Source organism: Streptomyces sp. MUM 203J, assembly GCF_022414595.1.
In the GTDB taxonomy this organism is placed as follows: domain Bacteria; phylum Actinomycetota; class Actinomycetes; order Streptomycetales; family Streptomycetaceae; genus Streptomyces.
This window is the reverse complement of the sequence record NZ_JADWYO010000070.1, coordinates 1-22421: the sequence shown is the minus strand read 5'-3', so window position 1 is coordinate 22421 and position 22421 is coordinate 1. Positions and strand designations below refer to the sequence as shown.

The following is a 22421-nucleotide window of genomic DNA, read 5'->3' as shown; positions in this document are numbered from 1 at the left end:
CGGTGCCGCTTCCGGCGGCGGTGCCGTCGCCCGTGCCGCTGTCCTTGTCGCGGGTGCGGGTGGTGCGCCCGCCGGTGCCGGAGCGGAAGGCCTGCGCGTAGCGCTCGTACCGCTCGTAGCGTTCGAGGCGGCGGCGGTTCGCTCTGCGGAACCGGCGGGCGACGAGCCGCGCGAGGTCGGCGGCGCCGACCATGCCGGCCTCGGGGCCGAGCTGGGCCTTGGTGATCCGGGCCTCGGGGCGGTAGCCGCGACCGGTGAGGTGGCGGCGGAAGGCGTCACGGGCGGGACCGATGAGGAGGTCGTCGGCGGCGCTGACACCGCCGCCGATGACGAAGCAGGACGGATCGAGCGCGGCGGCGAGGTTGGCGATGCCGACGCCGAGCCACTGCCCGATGTCCTGGAGGAGTTCGACGCACATGGCGTCGCCCTCGCGGGCCAGTTCGGTGATGAGGGGGCCGGTGATGTCGGGGATCTCGCCCTTGACGCGTTCGATGATGTTGTACGCGACCGGGGAGTCGGCGGCGGCCAGTTCGCGGGCCTCGCGGACGAGGGCGTTGCCGGAGCTGTACTGCTCCCAGCAGCCGCGGTTGCCGCAGGGGCAGCGGTGGCCGCCGGGCACGACCTGCATGTGGCCGAACTCACCGGCGACGCCGTACCTGCCGCGCTTGACGCGGCCGTCCTCCAGGATGGCGCCGCCGATGCCGGTGCCGAGGGTGATCATGACGAGGTGGTCCTCACCGCGTCCGGCGCCGAAGCGCCACTCGGCCCAGGCGGCGGTGTTGGCGTCGTTGTCGACCATGACGGGGACGGCGAGCCGGGACTGGAGGTTGTCGCGGAGGGGCTCGTTGCGCCAGGCGAGGTGCGGGGCGAACAGCACCCGGCTGCGGTCGGCGTCGACCCAGCCCGCGGCGCCGATGCCGACGGCGTGGACGTCGTGCCGGTCGGACAGGTCGAGGACCAGCTCGACGATGGTGTCCTCGACGACCTTGGGGCTCTTCGACTTGTCGGGGGTCTCCGTGCGGAGCTTCTCCAGGATGGTGCCGTCGGCGTCGACGACACCCGCCATCACCTTCGTACCGCCGATGTCGATGCCGACGGTGAGGACGCGGGGGGCGCTCAGGTGGGAGCGCCGCTCACGGCTGCCGACGGTGCGCAGGACGGTGCCACGGGCGCTGCCGCGGTGGCTGAGGTCGCGGTGGGTGCTCACGAGGTGCTGTCGTCCTGCGGTGAGGGCGGGCCGGGCGGGGTCCGGCGGCGGACGGCGCCCGCCGCCCCCGATTCTGCCAGGTGTGGTGGCGGGGACGGCGGTACGGCGCTGCCGGGCACCGCGGCGACGGGATCGGGCCCGGGTGGCGGCGCGTCCGGCCGGTTCAGAGCCTGTCCGGACGGTTCAGGCACGTTCGAGTTCGTGGCGGAGGTCGTCGAGTTCGCTGCCGCCGGCCATCTGACGGGTGAGTTCGTCGAGGGTCACGGACTCCTTGGTGTGGGCGGCTGCCGTGCGTCCGCGCTTGAGCAGGACGAAGCGGTCTCCGACCAGGTGGGCGTGGTGCGGGTTGTGGGTGATGAGTACCACGCCGAGCCCGGCGTCGCGGGCCGCGGCCACGTACTTGAGGACCACGCCGGACTGCTTGACGCCGAGTGCGGCGGTGGGCTCGTCGAGAACGATGACCTTGGCGCCGAAGTGGATGGCGCGGGCGATGGCCACGCACTGGCGCTCGCCGCCGGAGAGGGTGCCGATGGGCTGATCGACGTCGCGCAGGTCGATGCCCATGCGGAGCAGTTCGGCGCGGGTGGTGGCGCGCATCCGGGCGGTGTCCAGCCGCCTGAAGGGTCCTCTGCCGGTGGTGGGCTCGGAGCCGAGGAAGAAGTTCCGCCACACCGGCATGAGGGAGACGACCGCGAGGTCCTGGTAGACGGTGGCGATGCCGCGGTCCAGGGCGTCGCGCGGGGAGGCGAGGACGGTCTCCTCGCCGTCGACGCGGAGGGTTCCGGCGTCGTGGCCGTGCAGCCCGGCGATGATCTTGATGAGGGTGGACTTCCCCGCCCCGTTGTCCCCGAGAACACAGGTGATCTGCCCGGCGTGGACCTGGAGTGAGACGTCTTCGAGGGCGCGGACGGCACCGTAGTACTTGCTGACACCGTCGAGTTCGACAAGGGCGGTCGCGTTCATGGTGTGGCCTCCGCGCGCTTGCGGACCCAGTGGTTGAGCAGGGTCGCGAGGAGGAGCATCGCTCCGAGGAAGAACTTGAACCAGTCGGGGTTCCACTCGGCGTAGACGATGCCCTTGCTCGTCATGCCGAAAATGAACGCGCCGACCGCGGCGCCGACGGCGGAGCCGTATCCGCCGGTGATCAGGCATCCGCCGATAACGGCGGCGATGATGTAGATCAGCTCGTTGCCGACGCCCTCGCCGGACTGGACGGCGTCAAAGGAGAAGAGCAGATGCTGCCCGGAGACCCAGGCGGCGAAGCCGACTCCCATGTAGAGAAGGGTCTTCGTGCGCCGGACGGGGACACCGACTGCGCGGGCCGCGTCGGCGTTGCCGCCGACCGCGAAGATCCAGTTGCCGAATCGGGTGCGCAGCAGGATCCAGGTGGCGACGGCGACCAGCGCGAGCCACCACAGGACCGTGACCCTGAGGGTGGTGTCCGCGACGGTGACCTCCGCGGCGAACAGGGCGCGGGCGGAGGGGAAGCCCTCCATGTCCGCGATGGTCTTGGTGGAGACGGAACCGCTGATCAGCTTGGTGAAGCCGAGGTTGAGGCCGGTCAGCATCAGGAACGTGCCGAGCGTGACGATGAAGCTGGGCAGCCGCGTGCGGGTCAGCACGAAGCCGTTGAAGAACCCGACCGCGAGGGTGACCAGGAGGGAGACTCCGACGCCGACCCAGACGTTCGCGGTCAGCTGGTAACTGACCATGGACGAGACCAGCGCCGAGGTGGTGACCATCACACCGGCCGACAGGTCGAACTCGCCGCCGATCATGAGCAGGGCGACGGGGACGGCCATGATGCCGATGGTGGAGGCGGCGTAGAGGACGGTGCCGAGGCTCGCGGGCCGCAGGAAGCCGTCGGCCACGACCGAGAAGAAGACGAAGACGGCGGCGGCACCGACGACGGCGCCGAGTTCGGGCCGGGTGAGGAGCCTCTTCCAGGCGGAGGCGGGCAGCAGCCGCTCGTCGGCGGCGGGCCCCTGGTTCACGGGCGGGGCGGTCGCGGTCACCGGGTGCCTCGCTCGATGTACGCGGCCAGGGCGTCGGCGTCGTTCCGGGTGATGATCTGCGGACCGGTCAGGACGGGACGGCCGCCGCCGAGTACGTCGGCGTTGTAGCGGTACAGCCACAGCAGGTCCACGGCCTCGTAGCCCTGGAGGTAGGGCTGCTGGTCGACGGCGAAGCCCAGGGTGCCGTTCTCCAGGGCGGTGGCGACCTTGGGGTTGAGATCAAAGGTGTCGATCTCGGCCGTGGCGCCGGAGGTGCGCTTGGCCTGGACCGCGGCGTCCGCGAAGGGCGCGCCGAGAGTGACGACGGCGTCGACGGACGGGTCCGTCTGCAGCTTGGCCTCGATGGCCGCGGTGGTGTCGGGCATGTTGGTGCCGTCGACGTAGAGGTTCTGGAGCGTGCCGTCGAAGGTCTCGCGGATGCCGTCGCAGCGCTGCTCGTGGCCGACGTTGCCCTGCTCGTGCAGGACGCACAGGGCCTTCCGGTGGCCCCGCTTGTCGAGTTCGTCGCCGACGGCCTGGCCGGCGACGGTCTCGTCCTGGCCGATGTGGGTGAGGGCGCCGTAGGCCCCGGACTGCTCGGAGCCGGAGTTCACGGTGACGACCGGGATGCCGGCGGCGACGGCGCGGGCGACGGAGTCCTTCAGCGCCTCGGGCTTGGCGAGGGTGACGATCAGCCCGTCGACCTTCTTGTCGACGTAGGAGTCGACGAGCTGGGCCTGCTGCTGGCCCTCGTCGCTGTGCGCGTACAGGAAGTTGATGTTGTCCTTGGCGGCGGCCTGCCGGGCGCCCTTCTGGACGATGTCCCAGAAGGTGTCGCCGTCGCCCGAGTGGGTGACCATGGCGATGGTCCAGCGCGGGGTGTCGACGGCGGGGCGGCCGTTCTGGGCGGCGGCGGCCCTGCGGGCGTCCTCGGCGCGTTTCCCGCCGGTGGCGCTGCAGGCGGTGGCCAGGGTCACCCCGAGCACCACCGCGAGTACGGCCGCGGCCGTACGTACCCCTGTCCGGACCCTTGCCATCTGCCGCCGCACCTTCCGTCGCCTTGTGTCGCCGTGCCGACGCCAAGTATCGGCCATGCCGACCGGGCCTGCGGAAACGGGTCCGGACCCGGCCCGTCCGGCACGTTCGAGCCCGCCCCGGGGCAGCCGTCCTCCAGGCGTGCGAGGGCAGGCGCCGTCCCCGGGCCCCCTGCCCGAGGAGCCCGGGGAGAACGGTCAGGCCCGCTGTGCGGGGCCCCACGCGACGGAACCGCGTGCCCACCCGGCAGGGGAGGAGCGGGGGCGGAGGGACAGCCGGCCGGTCACGCCTTACGCGCGGACCAGCAGCTGGAACTCGAACGCGTAGCGCGACGCGCGATACAGGTGGGAGCCGAATTCGACCGCGCGGCCCGTGTCGTCGTAGGTCGTGCGCTCCATGGTCAGGAGCGGCGCGCCCTCCGGCTCGCCGAGCAGTTCGCCCTCGGGCCCGGCGGCGGACCGGGCGCCGATGGACTGGCGGGCGCTGTGCAGGGTGATGCCCGCTCCCCGCATGAGCCGGTAGAGGCCGGTCGTCTCCAGCCGCGCGCCCTCCAGGTCGACGAGCCCGGCCGGGAGGTGGTTGCGGAGAAGGGCCATGGGTTCGCCGTGAGCGCTGCGCAGCCGCTCCACGTATAGGACGTCGCTGCCCTCCGGTACGGCGAGGGCGGCGGCGACCTCGGCGTCCGCCGGTTCGGTGCGGTGAACCAGGAGCCGGGTGGCGGGGCGCTGTCCGGCGGCTTCCAGGTCGTCGTAGAGACTGCTGAGTTCGAGGGGGCGTTTGACCTGGCTGTGGACGACCTGGGTGCCGACTCCGCGGCGCCGGACGAGGAGTCCTTTGTCGACGAGGGCCTGGATGGCCTGCCGGACGGTGGGGCGCGAGAGACCGAGCCGGTTCGCCAGTTCGATCTCGTTGCCGAGCAGGCTGCCGGGGGTGAGGGTGCCGTTCTCGATGGCCGCCTCCAGCTGCTGGGAGAGCTGGTAGTAGAGGGGCACGGGGCTGCTGCGGTCGACGCTGAGCTGCAGCGGGGCGACGGGTCCGGTCTCTTCTCGGGTCTGCTTGGCCACGGAGCGAGCGTATCCGCAAGAAATGATGACGGGAAGTTGTGAAGTCACATTGTCTGGACAAATGCTTGACATGACGCGTTGATCGTGGCCACTTTGGGACATGCGTATCGGATTGATCGGAACCGGGCGGATCGGAACATTTCACGCAAAGGCTCTGGCCGGGCACGCGGAGGTGGGCGGGCTGCTCGTCACCGACGTGGACCGCGAGCGGGCCGCGGCGGTGGCGCGGGCCATCGGCGCCACCGCCGCGCCGACCGTCGACGAGGTCTTCGCCTGGGGCGTGGACGCGGTGGTGATCACCTCGGCCACCTCGGCGCACGCCGAACTGATCCGACGGGCGGCGCGGGCCGGTCTGCCCGCCTTCTGCGAGAAGCCGATCGCCCCCGACCTGGAGGGCACCCTGCGGGCCCTGCGGGTGGTGGCGGAGGAGGGCACCCCCCTGCAGATCGGCTTCATGCGCCGGTTCGACGCCGGGTACGGCGCGGCCCGTGCGGCCGTACGGGAGGGGCGGCTGGGCCGGCTGCACACCGTGCGGGCCGTGACCTCCGACGCGGCACCGCCGCCTGCGGCGTACCTCCCGGTCTCCGGCGGGCTGTACCGGGACTGCCTGGTGCACGACTTCGACATGGTGCGGTGGGTGACCGGCCGCGAGGTGACGGAGGTGTACGCGACCGGGGCGGACGCGGGGCCCCGGATGTTCCGCGACGCGGGGGACGTGGACACGGCGGCGGCCCTGCTGACCCTGGACGACGGCACCCTGGCCACGGCGACGGCGACCCGCTGCAACGGTGCCGGCTACGACGTGCGGATGGAGCTGGCCGGGGAGCGGGACACCATCGCCGTGGGCCTCGACGACCGCACCCCGATCACGTCGACGGAACCCAAGGGCCCGCCCCCGGCCACGGACCCGTGGCCGGGCTTCCTCGAACGCTTCGCCCCGGCGTACCGGGCGGAGCTGGACGCGTTCGTACGGTACGTCCAGGGTGACCGCGGCAACCCCTGCGACGGCCATGAGGCCCTGGCGGCGCTGCGGGTCGCGGAGGCGTGCGAGGTGTCCCGCCGGGAGCACCGGCCGGTGCGGCTGGAGGAGATCCCGGGGGCGGAGGCGGGCGGACCGTAACCGGTCCGGTCCTCGCGGACGGGCACCGTCCAAATGCGCACCGGGGTCCGGGGCGGAGGCCGTTCACGCGGCGGTGGCCGCGGGGCGATACCGCCGGGAAGCGGCGGGGCGGGGAGAGACCCGCCGGGCACGTCCCGGGCCCGGGTTCAGTCGGACGGGGTGGCGGCGTTGGACAGCACCGTCCCCTGGGCGACCGCGCAGAGCGTCTCCGCCCCGCCCTCGGCAACGCTCAGCAGATCGCATCGCACCACCGCCTGCCGCCGCCCGGCGTGCACCACGGCCGCCCGCGCGACGAGCACCCGTCCGGTCGCGGGCCGGACGTACTGGACGGAGAACCCGGCAGTGAGCACCGCCGCCCCCAACGCGGTACCGGCAGCGAAGGTGATCGCGTTGTCTGCGGCGTACGAGAGAACACCGCCGTGCAGAAAGCCGTTGTGCTGCTGGAGCTCCTCGCGCATGTCCAGCTCCAGCGTCGCCCGGCCGTCACCGAACGCGGTGACGCGCGCGCCGAGCAACCGGCTGAAGGGCTGGCTGTCGAGCACCTTCCGCGCGAGCTCCAGACCAGGGTCGGTCTCGACATCGGTCCGTGCACCGGTCTGAGCACCGGGCCGCGGGTCGGTCATAGAAGAGTTGGTCATAAGGGGGTCACCACCTGACAGGAAGCCGGCGTACGCCGCGCATGAGAAGTCCGGGCAGCCAGTCCGGCGGCCCGGCGGACGGATCGTGATCGAGGCCGAGGCCGGGAAGCCGCTCCAGCAGGGAACGGATCGCGATCCGGGCCTCGAGTCGGGCCAGTGGCGCACCCGGACAGAAGTGGATGCCGTGCCCGAAAGCGAGGTGTCCGGACGGTTCACGGCGGATGTCGAACCGGTCGGGGTCCGGATAGCGGTCCGGGTCGCGGTCCCCCGCGGCAAGGCTGACGAGCACCGCACTGCCCGCCGGGATCTCCGCGCCCCCACCGTCACCGGCTCCCGGGCGAATCGGTACGTCGCGGTCTCCACGGGCCCGTCGAAGCGCAGCATCTCCTCAACGGCTCCATCCAGCAGCCTGAAGTCGGCGCGAAGAGACGCCAGTTGTTCCGGATGAGCCAGCAACGCCCGTACCCCGTTGGAGATCAGGTTGACCGTCGTCTCGTGCCCCGCGATCAGAAGCAGATAGGCCATGGCGCGCAGTTCGGCCGTGGACAGCCGGTCGCCGCCCTCGGCCCCGGTGCGCAGCAGCGCGGACAGCAGGTCGTCGGAGGAATCGGCGGCCCGCTTGTCCTCGATGAGGCCCGCGAGGTAGGCGTCCAGCCCGTAGACCGCGGCCCGTTCGCCCTCGGCCCCGGTCGGGGCGACGATCTCGGTGGACCAGGCCCGGAAGGCGTCGCGGTCGGCGGTGGGCACGCCGAGCAGCTCGCAGATGACCGTGATGGGCAGCGGGAAGGCGAAGTCCGCGACGAGATCGGCCCGTCCGGCCGGTGTCATCGCGTCGAGGAGCGTGTCCGTGACGGTCTGGACGCGGGGACGCAGGGCCTCGACGCGCCGGGCGGTGAACTCCCGGGTGACGAGCCGCCGCAGCCGGATGTGTTCGGGCGGGTCGAGTACCAGCAGGTTGGGGCCGATGACCTCCTCGTCGAGGAACGTCATACCGGCGGTCGACGGCGACTTGGAGAGGCGGGGGTCGTTGAGGGCGGCCCTGGCCTCGGCGTGTCCGACGACGAGCCAGGCATGGTGCCCGGCCGCGCGCACCTCGTGTACGGGCCCGGCCTTCCGCAGCCTGGCGTAGAAGGGATAGGGATCGGCAGTGAACTCCGCTCCCTGCTCTGCCAGATCGATGACGGCCATCGTCCCACCCTAGGCGCTGCTCCCGTCCTCGAGCAGTCCGGCGTCGTGGACGAGCAGTGCGATCTGCACACGGTTGTTGAGGCCGAGCTTGCCGAGGATGCGGGAGACATGGGCCTTCACGGTGGGGACGCTCATGTACAGGACGGCGGCGATCTCCGCGTTGGAACGGCCCTGGCCGACGGCGAGGGCGACCTCGCGCTCCCGGTCCGCGAGGGTGCCGAGGCGGGCGGTGGCACGGCGGCCGGAATCACGGGAGGCGGGCTCCCGGGCGCCCGGGACGGCGGCGACGTGGGTCATGAGCTGGCGGGTGACGGCCGGGGAGAGGACGGGGTCGCCCGCGGCCACCCTCCGCACGGCGTCGACGATGTCGGCGGGCCGGGTGTCCTTCAGGACGAAGCCGGCGGCACCGGCGCGCAGGGCACGCAGCACCTGCTCGTCGGCGTGGAAGGTGGTGAGGACGATGACGTCGGGGGCGTCGGGGCGGGCACGGAGCCGTTCGGTGGCGGTGAGGCCGTCGACGCCGGGCATACGGATGTCCATGAGGACGACGTCCGGGCCCACCCGGTCGACGAGTGCGGGCACGGCGGCGCCGTCGGCGGCCTCTCCGACGATCTCGATGTCCTCGGCTCCGCCGAGCATGAGGGCGAGCCCGGCACGGACTAGCGGATCGTCGTCGACGACGATCAGGCGGATGGTGCGACTGGTCATGAGGGCCACGGTAGCCAGGCCTGGACGGTGAACCCGCCGTCGGGAGCGGGTCCGTGACTCAGACCGCCCCCCGCGAGGGCGGCGCGTTCGGTGAGCCCGATGAGGCCCTGCCCGGACCCGGGGACGTGCGGGGCGGGCCCGTCGGGCGCGGGGTTGTGGACGTGCACGGAGAGACCGGGGCTGATGCCGTCGGCGGCAACGGCCTTGGTCCTGCGCGTGGTTGTGAGCGCAGAGGCGGGCGTGGCCCAGGGGTCCGTGCCGGGACGGCCGGTGACGGTGACGGTCACTTCGGCGCCCGGGGCGTGCTTGCGGGCGTTGGTGAGCGCCTCCTGCACGATGCGGTAGGCCGTACGGCCGGTGGCGACGGGGACGGTGGCGGGGTCGCCCGCACGGTTGTCGAAGGTGACCTTCATGCCGGCGTCGCGGGACTCCGCGATCAGGGCGTCGAGCGTGGCCAGGGTGGGCTGCGGGTGGTCGCCGTGCGCGTCGTCCGGGTCGCCGGGGGCGCGGAGCACGCCGATGATCTGCCGCAGGTCCTGGAGCGCTTCATGGGCGCTGTCCCGGATGATCCCGGCGGCGCGGGCCACCTCGGCGGGGGGCGCGTCGGGGCGGAACTCCAGGGCTCCGGCGTGGACGCTGAGCAGGGTCAGCCGGTGGGCGAGCACATCGTGCATCTCTCGGGCGATGGCCTCGCGGGCGGCGCGCTGCGCCTGGTAGGCGCGCAGTCCGGCCTCCGCCTCGGCACGGCGGGCCCGTTCGCGCAGTGCGGCGACAAGCTGGCGGCGGGCGCGGACGAGCATGCCCCAGCCGATGACGAGGAGCAGCAGCACAAGGGTGACGATGATGGCGACGACCGCGGAGAACTCGGGATCGGGCCAGATGAAACCCTGCACGACGCTCACCGCCAGGGCGACGCCGCCGACGACGGCGAGCCGCGGGAACGGTACGCGAACGGCGGCGCCGAACAGGGCGACGAGGAGGGCGCCGCCGGTGGACGGGGCGAGAACCCCGGCCACGGACACGGCCAGCGGTACGGCGACGGGCCAGCGGCGACGGGCCCAGAGGGAGGCGCAGGCGGCGGCGCCGATGATCACGTCGGCGAGGACGAGCGTCCAGGCTGTCGCCTCTTCGGTGCTGGTGTCGGTGGCGATACTCGCGGCGTAGAGGAGGGCGGCGAGCACGAAGCCGACCGTGTCGACGACCCAGTCCCGTACGGTACGGGGGCGGCGGCGGCCGTCCCGGCCGTGCTCTTCGAGATCCGCAAGGCCGGCGAGGTCGGAGGGCAACAGCCAGGGGTACTCCGCACGTGTCATGTCCTCAAAAATACGCAGGTGAGAGCCGGTTATCCGGCGCAGGACGGAGACCCGCTACCAAAGTCGCGCGACGTGATACCTCCGGACCGCGCCCGCTGTTCCTAAGACGGAAGCGCCGCCGCTGCGCCGGAGCGCATGATCGGAGTCATGAGGAAACTGCTCGAATGGGTGGGTGCGGGGCTGGCGCTCGGCGGTGTCGCCGGAGTACTCCGCGAGTTGACGGACGGCTGGTTCGGCCTGCTGGGCTTCACGCGCCTCCTGACGGAGAACGTGGGTCTGCTGCACGGCTACGAGATACACGCGAACGTGGCGATCGCCGCGCTCGGGGCGTCGATAGCGGCAGCCGCGGGCCGCCTCGGCAGGGCCGCGGCCTGAAAGGTGTTCCCCTCCGGCCTCGGTACTGGTGAGCTCGCCAATTCAACTGACGCCAGTTCCCCGAGGAAGCCAACCTGCTGGTGACTATGTGTTAGCGGCGTATCGGGCCCCATGCCCTCGGGCCTGGCCCTCGTATCACCCGTTACCGAGACCGAGTCGTGGTGACGTCGTTCTCGCGTTGTTTCTCTGATCGGCTCCTCGACCGCGCCGTGCTGCAAGTCCGGCGAGGATGAGCACCAGGATCACGACGCAGACGAGGGGGCGGCACAGGTGGATTGGACGTGTCAGGCATGCGGGCGCCCTGGGGCACAGGCCGAAAAGATGACGACGGCTGCCGCGGTACGAGCCCACGCCCGGCAGGAGGGGCACGACGAAGCGAGCGTGCGTCACGTGACGCCCTCGGGCGCAGAGCAGTACTGGCGTACCGAAGCCGAGCGGGAGGGGGAACGACAGGAGGCCGAGGAGGGTGCGTTGCGGGCCGAGGAACGGCGGCGTTGGAAGCAGGCTGAAGAGTCGAACGCCAGTGTGGAGCCAGTCAAGAAGCCGTCAGGGTGCACGATGGGGGGGCGCGGCCTTCATGTGGCTCGTGGTCATTCTGAGCGTCGTTCAGGCATGCAGTGGGGCCGATGACGACGCCCCACGGGACGACACTCCGGATATCACCGACACCATTCACGAGCCGGGATACACCGACAGCCTCTGCGAAGGCTCCGACTACCTGTACTACGACGACTGCAAGCAGTATGGGGATGAGTAAAGCCGGGCACCCCTGTAGGAGTACTGGTGGGCTCGCGTAGTCGAATGGTGACTGTCAGCTCTCTACTCCAAAGTCGAAAGGCCAGTTGGTGCCGCGCCTACGCCTGGAGGGTTGAACGGTGATCTCGCAGTCACATCGGGTGCCTGGATCGCGAAGAAGCGGTGAGCGTGGACGAGGACGGCGGGCATGAATGTGCGTCAGCAGCCGCCCACATCACCGCGTTACGGGTAGGCACTCGGCGAGCAGGTCGACGATGTCGCGCCAAGCTCGCTGTGCGTGCCGCGGGTGGTAGCCGACACCAGGGGGCGCGGTGTGGTCGACCGGTGGATGGTGGAAGGCGTGCAAGGCTCCGCCGTAGACCGTGAGGCGCCAGTCGACACCCGCGGCCTGCATCTCGGCAGTGAATGCCTCCTGTTGCGCGGGCGGCATGATCGGGTCTTCCGAACCGACTCCGGCCCACACCGGGCAGCGAATGCGTGCCGCCTCGTCCGGTCGGCCCGTGGTCAGTGCATTGACTGTCCCTATCGCGCGCAGGTCGACGCCGTCACGCCCGAGCTCCAACGCGATGGCGCCCCCGGTGCCGTAACCGACAGCCGCAATGCGGTCGAGGTCGGCCCGCGATTCGGCGCGCAACACGTCAAGCGCCGCATGGCCGATGCACCGCATCCGGTGGGGATCGGCGAGCAGCGGCATGCAACGGGCCAGCATCTCCTCGGGGTCGCTCAAATAGCGCCCGCCATGCAGGTCAAAGGCCAGTGCCACGTACCCCAGCTCCGCCAGGGCCTCGGCCCGGCGGCGCTCGACGTGACTGAGTCCCATCCCCTCGGGTCCGATCAGGACTGCGGGCCGGCGATCGGCACCGGCCGGGAGTGCGAGGTGCCCGATCATCGTCAGGTGATCGGCCGGATACTCCACTGCACGCGTTGTGACCGTCGTCATGCGACCGGACTGTAGTGACCGTCGAGTTCGCTCGGACGGGGGTTCACCGCCAGCGGACAGCGGCCTCTCTCCGGGGCACCGTCCGCCTGTCGTCAAACCATGGCGAGCTCAAGCGGTCAGCGCGCTCACGCCCCGACCCGTGATCGTTCTCAGCGCCGACCGCCGTACCGATGTTCCCCGAGGTCGTCGAGGCCCGGGGCGGGTGAGGCGTCGGCGGCGCGCGGGGGCGCCGGTCACCGTGCCCGAGGTGTGGTCACCGGTCGGGGGCCGAAGGCCCCGAACCGGGCCGGACCGGCGGGCCGGTAGGTCTGGACGGTGACGCCGGACCTGGTGGTGCGGTGGCCGTCGAGCCTGAAGGCGGTGGGCCTGCCCCCGTCGGGACCATTCAGCGGCCTTTGCCGAGGAAGACGGGGTGGACGAGGAGGTTGCAGACGTCGGCGAGGCCAGGGGCGATCAAGCCGTGGGCGAGGCGAGCACTGCTGTGGACCTGGATCCCCGGCCGGGCTGCCGCCTGAGCCGGTTCACCTCCTCGACGAGGTCGCCGCGCACGATGCGGGAGCCGTGCCGGTCGGTGTTGTCCGGGGTGCGGGTGACGACGTGTCCGGGGAGGGAGCGGCTCGCCGCCCGGTCGTCCGGGGCGGTGGCCTTCGGCCGGTACGCGGCGAGGATCTCGTAGGTGCGGCGGCCGAGGAGAACGGAGAAGGGCGTCGCGGCGGTCGAACACCCCGGTCATGGACCGGGCCATGTCCTTGTCGGACGACGGCACGAGCCGGCCGCCGCAGCCGAAGCCACCGCCGAGTTCCTCGTCGCGGCCGCCGGGGCCTTCGTGACGCCGTCGGGCGTCAAGAACGAGGTGAGGGTGAGCTGGGCCGCCGGGCACGCCTCTCGTACGCCGTGACGTTCCGGTCACCAGCGCAGCGGGGGACGGCCCGCGGACGCGTCGACGGGCCGCGGGCACAGCGGAGGTGTCCCACTGGCGGCGCAGTCGGGTGGGCGGGGCGCACCGGTGCTGTCGGGCCGGTGCGCCCCGCCGCCGGACGGGCAGGTGTCGTGCTGCCCGGGTCCGCAAGGGCGCGGGTCAGCCGCCGAGTTCCTGGTGGCGGGTGGTGAGGCGCTTGGCGCCGGCCTCCGTCAGGGAGCCGAAGAGGCGCAGCCGGGAGATGCCGCCGTCGGGGTAGATGTCGATGCGGACGTGGGTGCCCATGGCCGGCTCCGGCAGGACGAAGCGGTGGTTGGTGTCGGGCTGGAGCCGGGTCCGGGGCAGGAACTCGGTCCAGTCGCCGTCCTCGCCGTCGCGTACGGAGAGGGAGGCCCACCCGGCGCTGTTGCCCTTGAGGTAGGCGGTGTCGATCTCGACGGAGCGGATCTCTGCCTGCTCGGTGAGCCGGTAGCGGATCCAGTCGTTGCCGCGGTCGCGGCGGCGGCGGGTCTCCCAGCCGTCGTCCATCTTGCGGGAGCGACCGGGCTGGATGGTGTTGGTGGCCGGTGAGTAGAAGCGGTCTGAGGCGTCCTCGACGCTGCCGCCGTTCTCCAGGGCGGCGAGGTCGAAGGTGGAGAGGACACCGAGCCAGGACGGGTCGGGGGCGACAAGGCCGTACACCCGGAGGCGGGCGATGCCGCCGTCGGGGTGCTGGTTGACGCGGAGGTGGGTGAAGCGCCGCTCGGCCTCGACGGAGAAACCGTTCGCTGCGTGCCCGCCCACGGCGGTGCGCGGGACGAGGGTGGTCCACTCGACGTCGGGCGCCTGGAGTTCCTCGGGCGACGGGGAGCCGGGCACCGAGGCGCCCTCGATGGAGACGGCCTGCGGATAGTTGCCGCGGAAGTGGGCGGTGTCGACGACGATGCCGCGGATGACGCCGGGGGCACCGAGCCGGACGAGGGCCCAGTCGTGGTCGTCCTCCGTCGGGTGGGGCTGCTCGGCGGAGAGGCCGCGGCGGCGGCGGGTCTCCCAGCCGTCCATGATCTTGCCCTTGTGGCCGAAGTGCTCGGGGTCGAACTCGGCGGCCTCGGGCTTGAGGAGGTTCTCACGCTCCGCGAAGAACTCGTCGTTGGCGGCGACGACACCCGCACCGAGGCGCCGGTCGGCCAGGTCCGCGAGGCCGGCGAACGGGAACTCGGCGGTGCGGTAGTCGGCGTACGGGTCGCCGCCGCCGTACGGACTGGCGTCTCCGGTGAAGCGCGGTATGCCGGTGGTGTCGGTCACGGGATTCACTTGTTCCTTTCGAGCAGTCGCCCGCTGGGCTCTGCCGGGTTGCCGCGGTCGGCGACGCGTTCGCCGCGCAGCCAGGTGGAGGTGACGACGCCGTACAGGGTGCGGCCCGCGTAGGCGGTGACCCGGTTGCGGTGCTGGAGCCGCGCCGGGTCGACGGTGAAGGTCTCGTCGGGTTCGAGGACGGCGAAGTCGGCGTCCCGGCCCGCTGCGATGGCACCCTTCCGCTCCAGCCCGGCCAGGGCGGCGGGGGCCGTGGACATCCAGCGGGCCACGTCGTCGATGCTGTGGCCGCGGCGCCGGGCCTCGGTCCAGACGGCGGGCAGCCCCAGCTGGAGGGAGGAGATGCCGCCCCAGGCGGTGGAGAAGTCGGGGGTCTTCAGATCGGCGGTGGACGGGGAGTGGTCGGAGACGATGCAGTCGATCGTCCCGTCGGCCAGCCCGGCCCACAGGGCGTCCTGGTTGGCGGACTCGCGGATAGGGGGGCAGCACTTGAACTCGGTGGCACCGTCGGGGACCTCCTCGGCGGTGAGCGTGAGGAAGTGCGGGCAGGTCTCCACCGTGATCCGGACGCCTTCCCGCCGGGCGTCCGCGATCAGCGGCAGGGCGTCGGCAGAGGACAGGTGCAGCACGTGCACCCGGGCGTCCAGGCGGCGGGCCTGGGCGATGAGGTTCCCGATGGCGGTGTTCTCGGCGTCGCGCGGCCGGGAGGCGAGGAAGTCGGCGTACCGCCCGGAACTCTTCTGCGGAGCGGCGGCGAGGTGGTGCGGGTCCTCCGCATGGACGATCATCAGCCCGTCGAACCCGGTGATCTCCGCGAGGGAGGTGGCGAGCCGGTCCTGGTCGAGGGGCGGGAACTCGTCGACACCCGAGGGCGACAGGAAGCACTTGAAGCCGAAGACCCCGGCGTCGTGCAGCGGTCGCAGGTCCTTGACGTTGTCGGGCAGGGCGCCGCCCCAGAAGCCGACGTCGACATGCGCCTTGGGCCGGGCGACGTCCTGCTTGACGCGCAGGTGGCCGACGGTGGTGGTGGGCGGCAGGGAGTTGAGCGGCATGTCGAGCAGGGTGGTGATGCCGCCTGCCGCGGCGGCCCGGGTGGCGGTCCAGAAGCCCTCCCACTCGGTGCGGCCCGGGTCGTTCACATGGACGTGGGTGTCCACCAGGCCGGGGAGGACGACCCGGTCACCGACGTCCTCCAGACGGGCGGCGGCGGGGATCTCCGAGTCGTACGGCAGGACCGCGGCGATGGTCCCGCCGGCCACGGCGACGGCTGCGGCGCGCGTCCCCTCGGGGGTCACCACACGTGTCGAACGCAGCACCAGGTCCACGGGCACGTCCATGCTCAGACTCTCCCCATTCACGGTATTCCCGTCACTCCCGCCTCATCCGGCAAGCTTCAACGAACTGTTGAAGGAGTCTTCACCCGCCCGTCCTGCGCCGTCAAGGGTCGCCCGAGGACAGAGACTCCGCTTGGAGATTTCCACAAAACGGAAAGAGGATTCCGGAGAGTAGAATGTGGTTCCACACAGCGGAGCGTTCCGCGCCTGCCACGGATCACGGCGGACACCCGGACAAACAGCCCCTGACCGGCCTTGATCCCATGATGCGGGCACTGTGCCTGCCGCGCGGGCCCGGTAGGCTGCTGCCTTGTCCACCCGCCTCGAAAGGACCGTTGACGTGCCGACGTCCAGCGCCAGCGCCACCGACGCCGCCAAGCCCGCCGGAGGCGGCGGCGTCCAGTCCCTTGAGCGTGCCTTCGACCTCCTGGAGAGGATGGCCGACGCCGGGGGCGAGGTCGGGCTGAGCGAACTCTCGTCGAGCAGCGGACTGCCGCTGCCCACCATCCACCGGCTCATGCGCACGCTGGTCGCCTGCGGGTACGTACGCCAGCAGGCCAACAGGCGGTACGCGCTCGGGCCGCGGCTGATCCGCCTCGGGGAGTCCGCGTCCCGCCTGCTGGGCACGTGGGCGCGTCCGTACCTGTCCCGCCTCGTCGAGGAGACGGGCGAGACGGCGAACATGGCCCTGCTCGACGGGGACGAGATCGTCTACGTGGCGCAGGTGCCGTCCAAGCACTCGATGCGGATGTTCACCGAGGTGGGCCGCCGGGTGCTCCCCCACTCCACGGGTGTGGGCAAGGCCCTGCTGGCCCACACCCCGCCGGAGGAGGTGCGGGCCCTGCTCGCCCGTACGGGCATGCCCGCGGCGACGGAGAAGACCATCACCACGCCTGAGGGCTTCCTCGCGGCGCTGGAGCAGGTGCGGGCGGCGGGGTACGCGGTCGACGACAACGAGCAGGAGATAGGGGTGCGGTGCCTCGCGGTGTCCGTACCGGACTCGCCCACACCGGCGGCGATCTCCATCTCGGGGCCCGCGGGGCGGGTGACCGAGGCGGAGACGGACAAGATCGTGCCGGTGCTCCAGGAAGTCGCCCGCGACCTGTCCACCGCGCTCACCACGACGACCCTCCAGGCCTGACCCGCCCCCTGTGGGTCGCCGTCCCGGCGGGGAGGCCCACGGGTGGGCGGCGCCCACGGGGTGCGGGTCAGCTCCCGGAACGGGAGCGGCGCACGCGAGGTGCGGATGCGGCTCGGGTGCTGCGGCCACGGGACCGGTTCCCCGCTGTGCCCACCCGTTCTCCCCGGCGGAACGGGTGGGCACAGCGGGGGCACAACCGCCCCGGCCCACCCGCCGCACACCACGGCGGGGACCCGCACCGTGCCGACCCGCACGCCCTCGCGGCGGGTGTCATCACCCCCGCAGCCACGGCGGTGATGACACCCGCCGTACGTCCGGCGCCCGCACGAGCCGTCGTGCGGAGGTGATCCGCAGGAGTGCCCCCCGGCACACCCAACACCCACGGAGCAGAAGCACGCCGGCGCCACGGCGGTCCTCCGGAAAGCGGTCGGCACCACGCACCGGCAGCGGCACGCACCGCCACAGCCGGGACGCCCCGCGCGGCAGGCATGCCGCACCGGGCCGGAGCCTCGCCGCCGCAGAAGGCCCGGTCCCCCGCCGACGGGGCGCCGCGCACGCCGGGTACCCGCCCGACGGCACCGGCGCCCCCGCCACCGGGACTCCGCACAGTACGTACGCCCGCCGCAACGGCACCGCCGGCCGTCCGGCCGCCACGGGGCCGGACGGCCGCCGATACGCGGGCGCACCCGCGACGCGGCCCGCCCCGTCACGCCGCCCGGCAGCCCGCGCTCACCCGGCCGTCGCGGACCGTGACCACCGTGTCCGCGAGGTGCAGGTGGGCCTCGTCGTGGGTGACGAGCACCGTCGCCGTGCCGCGCTCGCGGGTCAGCGCGGCCAGCAGGTCCAGCACCGCCGCCCCCCGCTCATGGTCCAGCGCGCTCGTCGGCTCGTCGACCAGCAGCACCGCGGGCTCGTTCATCAGCGCCCGCGCGATGTTCACCCGCTGCCGCTGTCCGCCCGACAGCTGGTGCGGGCGCCGCCCGGCCTGCCCGCCCAGCCCCACCGCCTCCAGCAGCTCCATCGCCCGTCCGTGAGCGTCTCCCACACCGCGTCCGGCCATGTGGGCCATCACCAGCAACTGCTCGACCGCCGTCAGCGACGGCAGCAGGTTCGGCTGCTGGAACACGATCCCGACGCGCCCGAGCCGCAACGCGGCCCGCCCCGCGGGGTCCAGCGCGGACGTGTCGACGCCGTCCACCAGCACCCGTCCCCGGTCCGGGGTCACCAGCGTCGCGGCCACCGCCAGCAGGCTGGACTTGCCGGACCCGGACGGTCCGACGACCGCCGTCAGCGACCCCGCCGGAACCGACAGCCCGACAGCGTCCAGTGCGGTCAGGCGCCCGTCCCCGTCCGGGTACGTCAGCGTCACGTCGTCAAGCAGCAGGCTCATCGGGCACTCCCCAGCGCGGTCAGCGGGTCGACGGCGGTGATCCGCCGGATGGACAGGGCCGCGCCGACGACACCCAGCGCGATCATCACGGCCGCGGGCCCCAGCACGGTCAGCGGCTCCAGCACGAACGGCACGTTTCCGCCGCTCACCAGCGCCCCGAGCCCTGCCGCCAGGCCCGTACCCAGCAGTGTCCCGGCGGCCAGCATCACCACGGCCTGCCCCAGCGCGTCCTTCAGCAGATAGAAGGTGGAGGCGCCAAGCGCCTTCAGCACCGCCACGTCCCCGCTCCGCTGGATCGTCCACACGGTGAAGAACGCTCCGGTGACCAGCGCGGAGATCACGAACAGGAAGCCCCGCATCAGCTGCAGCGAGCCGTTCTCCGCCTGGTACGACGCTATGGCCTCCAGCGCGCCTTCGAGGCTGCGGCTCTCGGTGCCCGCAGCCCTGTCCCCGGCACCGAAATCGACACCGTCGCCCCGCAGCGCGACAACCGTGGCCTGCTTCTCCGAGGCCGTCCCGGTGCGGGCCAGGGCCTGCCAGTCGTCCAGCGTCGTCCACACCACCGGCGTGTGCGCGTACGAGGCGTCGCCCTCGACCGCCGCGACGGTCACCTCCCGCCCCGCCGCACCCAGCCGGACCGTGTCCCCGGCGCTCACGCCCAGCTCATCGGCCGCCGAGCCGGACAGGACCGCCCGCCCGTCCCCCAGCCGCGTCCCACCCGGCGCGATGCCGGAGCCGGGCTCGGTACCGAAGAGCGACACCGCAGCGGTACGCCCGTCCTCCGCGCCCGCGTTCAGCGTGCTGATCCCGAGCGGCTCGGCGGAGGTCACCCCCGGCTGCCGCGCCCAGGTGCGCCACGCGCTCTCCGGCACCGCCGACGAGGTGAACGACACCTCGCGGCCGGCCGGCGGCGCCGCGAACGCGAGCCGGTCGGCGGGCAGCCCGGTGACGGCCGAGATGTTCTCCCGCGCCAGTCCGGCCGTCAGGCCGGACAGCAGCCCCACCAGCAGTGTGATCAGCACGATCACCGTGCCCATCAAGGCGAACCGCCCCTTGGCGAATCGCAGGTCTCTCCATGCCACGAACATGACGACCAGCCTGGCCGCCCGCCCCCGCCACCGGCATCGCGCCGCGGATGGGCGCGGTATCAAACTTTCGGTTGAGGGCCGGAACGGAATCGTCCGCCTAGGCTGGACGGGTCATGGATCCACGCTCCCTCACTCCTGCCCTGCGCGTACTGCGCGTCTGTCTGCACCTCCTCCTGGTCGGTCTGCTGGCTCAGGCGGCCCTGCGCGCCGTGTACGGCCACACGGCGTCGCACCCGGGGGCCGTGGTGGCGGTCGCGGTCCTGACGGCCGCCGTGTACGGGGCGGGGTCCGCGCTCCGTAGCGTGCGGGAGTCGCAGGCGGCGGCCGCGGTGTGGCTGGGGATGCTGTGCGCGGCGTGGCTGGTGCTGCTGGCGCTGACGCCGGACGGGCTGTGGGTGGCGTTCCCGCTGTACTTCCTGCAACTGCACCTGCTGCCGGTGCGGTGGGCGCTGCCGGCGGTCACGGTGACGGCGGGCGCGGCGATCGCCGCGTACCTGGGACACGGGGAACCGCTGAACCCGGGGGTGTTCGTGGGGCCGCTGCTGGGCGCGGCGGTCGCGGTGGCGACGGTCCTCGGTTATCAGGCGCTGTACCGGGAGAGCGAGCGGCGGCGCAGGCTCATCGAGGAGCTGATCTCGACGCGCGAGGAGCTGGCGGCGGCGGAGCGGCACGCGGGGACGCTGGCGGAACGCGAGCGGCTGGCCCGGGAGATCCACGACACGCTGGCACAAGGCCTGTCGTCGATCCAGTTGCTGCTGCGGGCCGCCGAGCGGGCCCTGCCGCCGGACTCCCCGGCGGCCGGGCACATCGAGCAGGCGCGCCGGGCGGCGCAGGACAACCTGGCGGAGGCACGTCGTTTCGTACGGGCGCTGGCGCCGCCGGATCTGGAGGGGCGCGGGTCGCTGGAGGCGGCGCTGCGACGACTGTGCGAGCAGGGGCCTTCGGGGCACGGGGGCCCGGCCGTGCGCTTCTCGCTGGCCGGTACGCCGGTCGTGCTGCCGACGCCGTACGAGGTGGCGCTGCTGCGGATCGCCCAGTCGGCGCTGGCCAACACGGTGCGGCACGCGGAGGCGGAGCGTGCGGAGATCACGCTGACGTTCATGGAGGGTTCGGTGACGCTGGACGTGGTGGACGACGGCCGGGGCTTCGACCCCGCCCTGTGCGCTCCCTCCCCCGACGGGGGGTTCGGGCTGCCCGCGATGCGGGCGCGGGCGGAGTCGCTGGGCGGCACGTTCGCGGTGGAGTCGGCGCCGGGCCAGGGCACGGCGGTGGCGGTCGCGCTGCCCCTGAATCCGGAGGTCCCGGCATGACGATCAGGCTTCTCCTGGCCGACGACCACCCTGTCGTACGGGCCGGGCTGCGGGCCGTGCTGGACACCGAACCCGGCTTCACGGTGGTCGCGGAGGCGGCGACGGCGGAGGCCGCCGTGGAGCGCGCGGCAGCGGGCGGGGTGGACGTGGTCCTGATGGACCTGCAGTTCACCGGCGGCGCGCTGCACGGCTCGGAGGCGACGGCGGCGATCACCGCGCGGGGCCCGGGGGCGCCCCGGGTGCTGGTCCTCACGACGTATGACACGGACGCGGACATCCTGGCGGCGGTGGAGGCGGGCGCGAGCGGCTACCTGCTGAAGGACGCGCCGCCGGAGGAGCTGGCAGCGGCGGTGCGGACCGCGGCAGCGGGCCAGTCGGCGCTCGCCCCGGCTGTCGCGCACCGCCTCATGAACCGGATGCGCACGCCCGGCGAGACGCTGACGAAGCGGGAGCTGGAGGTGCTGGAGCTGGTCGGGGAGGGCCTGTCGAACCAGCAGATCAGCAAGCGGCTGTTCCTCAGCCAGGCGACCGTCAAGTCCCATCTGGTCCATGTCTTCGCCAAGCTGGGCGTGGAGTCGCGGACGGCGGCGGTCGCGGAGGCCCGCGCCCGCCGCCTGATCCGCCGCTGACGGTCCGCCGACACCGGCGGACCGTCGGCCCGCCGTCAGCTCATCGGATCGACGTCCATGGCTCCGCGCCACACCGTCAGGTCCATGCTGATGTAGTCGCTGGGGTCGGAGTCCGGCGAGAAGCCCGTGACGGTGAGCAGGGCGACGTCCCCGGCGCCGTTCTGCACGCAGATGCGGGAGCCCTTGCTCATCTTCGACTTGCTGATGGACTGCGCGTACCGCGTCTCGTTGATGCAGGTCTCCAGGGTGCCCGGCTGTCCGGTGCGCAGGAGGACGAGGCGGGCGCTGCTCTTCGCGATGGCGATCCCGGAGACCGGGCTGTTGTAGATGTCGCCGCCGTCGGTCTTGGGCTTCACCGGGTCGTCGGCGAGGGCGAGTTCGTAGCGCTTGACCAGGTCGATGCCCGGGTACTCCACGGCGGCGGGCGGGTCGGTGGATCCCTCGTCGCCGACGGACGAGCCGGTGCCGGGCGTGGTCCCGGCCCCGGGCTCGGGCTCTGAGCCGGAGTCCGAGCCGGAATCCGGGTCGGAACCGGAGTCGGAGCCCGTGCCGCTCCCGGTCTGGTCGCCGCCTGCGGCGTCACCACCGCCCGCCGGAGAGGGCGAGGACGGGGTACGGGGCTGATCGCTTCCGCCGTCACCCTGCGACTGGCTGTTCTGGTCCTTGTCCTTGAGGACGAAGTACGCGGTGGCGCTGCCCGCGACGGCGAACACCAGCACCGCGGCCAGGGCCACCAGCCCGACGCGCGACTTCCGCTTGGGCGCCGGAGCGGGAGCCGGAGCGGGCATGGGCGCCGGCTGTGTGCCGCCGTACGGGTCAGTGCCGACGACCGGGTGGGTGTACGGGTGCGGCGTGGGCGCCTGACCGTACCCGGGCGGCGGGGTGGCCTGGTAACCGGCTACGGGCGGGGGCGTGGCGGCGTGCCCGACGCCGGGCGGGGGCGTGGGCGCGGCCCCGTAGCCGGGCGGGGGCGTGGCGG

The 22421-nt window shown here is 72.6% G+C and carries 17 protein-coding genes and 4 pseudogenes; 6 read left to right on the top strand and 15 right to left on the bottom strand.

Annotated elements, in window-relative coordinates:
• Positions 1 to 52: 52 nt before the first annotated feature.
• The 5 genes and pseudogenes from I3F58_RS25535 to I3F58_RS25515 form a co-directional block, all read right to left on the bottom strand.
• Positions 53 to 1207 (bottom strand): annotated as a pseudogene (locus I3F58_RS25535) (ROK family glucokinase); the annotation flags it as partial.
• Between the two features lie 183 nt (positions 1208 to 1390).
• On the bottom strand, positions 1391 to 2170 hold the full coding sequence (locus I3F58_RS25530; RefSeq protein ID WP_240111047.1) for an ATP-binding cassette domain-containing protein: 780 nt from the start codon (positions 2168 to 2170) through the stop codon (positions 1391 to 1393).
• On the bottom strand, positions 2167 to 3222 hold the full coding sequence (locus I3F58_RS25525; protein WP_240111046.1) for an ABC transporter permease: 1056 nt from the start codon (positions 3220 to 3222) through the stop codon (positions 2167 to 2169). Before I3F58_RS25525 ends, I3F58_RS25530 begins: the two co-directional genes overlap by 4 nt.
• A complete protein-coding gene (locus I3F58_RS25520; protein ID WP_240111045.1) occupies positions 3219 to 4238 on the bottom strand; it encodes a sugar ABC transporter substrate-binding protein in 1020 nt (339 codons plus the stop codon). The genes I3F58_RS25525 and I3F58_RS25520 overlap by 4 nt, the downstream gene beginning before the upstream one ends.
• A 288-nt stretch (positions 4239 to 4526) precedes the next feature.
• Positions 4527 to 5300 carry a GntR family transcriptional regulator gene (locus I3F58_RS25515; RefSeq protein WP_240111044.1) on the bottom strand — a complete coding sequence of 258 codons (774 nt, stop codon included), beginning with the start codon at positions 5298 to 5300 and terminating at the stop codon, positions 4527 to 4529.
• Between the two features lie 100 nt (positions 5301 to 5400).
• Here I3F58_RS25515 and I3F58_RS25510 point away from each other — a divergent pair, with 100 nt between their 5' ends.
• Positions 5401 to 6420: a Gfo/Idh/MocA family oxidoreductase gene (locus I3F58_RS25510; protein ID WP_240111043.1), complete on the top strand. Its 1020-nt coding sequence runs from the start codon at positions 5401 to 5403 to the stop codon at positions 6418 to 6420.
• Positions 6421 to 6566: 146 nt separating this feature from the next.
• Here I3F58_RS25510 and I3F58_RS25505 read toward each other — a convergent pair.
• The 4 genes and pseudogenes from I3F58_RS25505 to I3F58_RS25490 all read right to left on the bottom strand — a co-directional run.
• A pseudogene (locus I3F58_RS25505) lies at positions 6567 to 6929 on the bottom strand (PaaI family thioesterase); the annotation flags it as partial.
• Between the two features lie 136 nt (positions 6930 to 7065).
• Positions 7066 to 8246, bottom strand: a pseudogene (locus I3F58_RS25500) (cytochrome P450).
• A gap of 9 nt (positions 8247 to 8255) precedes the next feature.
• Complete coding sequence (locus tag I3F58_RS25495) at positions 8256 to 8954, bottom strand: response regulator transcription factor (RefSeq protein WP_240111042.1); 699 nt, start codon at positions 8952 to 8954, stop codon at positions 8256 to 8258.
• Complete coding sequence (locus tag I3F58_RS25490; protein ID WP_240111041.1) at positions 8951 to 10267, bottom strand: histidine kinase; 1317 nt, start codon at positions 10265 to 10267, stop codon at positions 8951 to 8953. Before I3F58_RS25490 ends, I3F58_RS25495 begins: the two co-directional genes overlap by 4 nt.
• Before the next feature lie 147 nt (positions 10268 to 10414).
• Here I3F58_RS25490 and I3F58_RS25485 point away from each other — a divergent pair, with 147 nt between their 5' ends.
• Positions 10415 to 10642 (top strand): hypothetical protein, encoded by a 228-nt coding sequence (locus tag I3F58_RS25485; protein WP_240111040.1) that lies wholly within the window; start codon positions 10415 to 10417, stop codon positions 10640 to 10642.
• A gap of 970 nt (positions 10643 to 11612) precedes the next feature.
• On the opposite strand, the gene I3F58_RS25480 is transcribed toward I3F58_RS25485, so the two are convergent.
• Positions 11613 to 12338 (bottom strand): dienelactone hydrolase family protein, encoded by a 726-nt coding sequence (locus I3F58_RS25480; RefSeq protein ID WP_240111039.1) that lies wholly within the window; start codon positions 12336 to 12338, stop codon positions 11613 to 11615.
• 412 nt (positions 12339 to 12750) lie between these two features.
• Here I3F58_RS25480 and I3F58_RS25475 point away from each other — a divergent pair, with 412 nt between their 5' ends.
• The gene (locus I3F58_RS25475; RefSeq protein WP_240111038.1) at positions 12751 to 13014 is read left to right on the top strand and encodes a hypothetical protein; all 264 of its coding nucleotides are present in this window, start codon (positions 12751 to 12753) and stop codon (positions 13012 to 13014) included.
• Between the two features lie 402 nt (positions 13015 to 13416).
• On the opposite strand, the gene alc is transcribed toward I3F58_RS25475, so the two are convergent.
• Both alc and allB read right to left on the bottom strand, forming a co-directional pair.
• Positions 13417 to 14541, bottom strand: coding sequence for an allantoicase (gene alc, locus I3F58_RS25470; RefSeq protein WP_240111037.1), 1125 nt, complete (start codon positions 14539 to 14541; stop codon positions 13417 to 13419).
• Between the two features lie 5 nt (positions 14542 to 14546).
• Entirely contained in the window at positions 14547 to 15887 is a 1341-nt protein-coding gene (gene allB / locus I3F58_RS25465) for an allantoinase AllB (RefSeq protein ID WP_240111036.1), read from the bottom strand.
• A gap of 337 nt (positions 15888 to 16224) precedes the next feature.
• On the opposite strand from allB, the gene I3F58_RS25460 reads away from it, so the two are divergent.
• Entirely contained in the window at positions 16225 to 17025 is an 801-nt protein-coding gene (locus I3F58_RS25460; RefSeq protein ID WP_240111035.1) for an IclR family transcriptional regulator, read from the top strand.
• 706 nt (positions 17026 to 17731) lie between these two features.
• On the opposite strand, the gene I3F58_RS25455 is transcribed toward I3F58_RS25460, so the two are convergent.
• Together I3F58_RS25455 and I3F58_RS25450 are read right to left on the bottom strand one after the other, a co-directional pair.
• Positions 17732 to 18415, bottom strand: a complete 684-nt coding sequence (locus I3F58_RS25455; RefSeq protein ID WP_240111034.1) for an ABC transporter ATP-binding protein — start codon at positions 18413 to 18415, stop codon at positions 17732 to 17734.
• A complete protein-coding gene (locus I3F58_RS25450; protein ID WP_240111033.1) occupies positions 18412 to 19503 on the bottom strand; it encodes an ABC transporter permease in 1092 nt (363 codons plus the stop codon). Before I3F58_RS25450 ends, I3F58_RS25455 begins: the two co-directional genes overlap by 4 nt.
• Before the next feature lie 113 nt (positions 19504 to 19616).
• Here I3F58_RS25450 and I3F58_RS25445 point away from each other — a divergent pair, with 113 nt between their 5' ends.
• Complete coding sequence (locus I3F58_RS25445; RefSeq protein WP_240111032.1) at positions 19617 to 20813, top strand: sensor histidine kinase; 1197 nt, start codon at positions 19617 to 19619, stop codon at positions 20811 to 20813.
• Positions 20810 to 21442 carry a response regulator transcription factor gene (locus I3F58_RS25440; RefSeq protein WP_240111031.1) on the top strand — a complete coding sequence of 211 codons (633 nt, stop codon included), beginning with the start codon at positions 20810 to 20812 and terminating at the stop codon, positions 21440 to 21442. Before I3F58_RS25445 ends, I3F58_RS25440 begins: the two co-directional genes overlap by 4 nt.
• Before the next feature lie 35 nt (positions 21443 to 21477).
• Here the strand turns inward: I3F58_RS25440 and I3F58_RS25435 are convergent.
• Positions 21478 to 22421 (bottom strand): annotated as a pseudogene (locus I3F58_RS25435) (hypothetical protein); the annotation flags it as partial.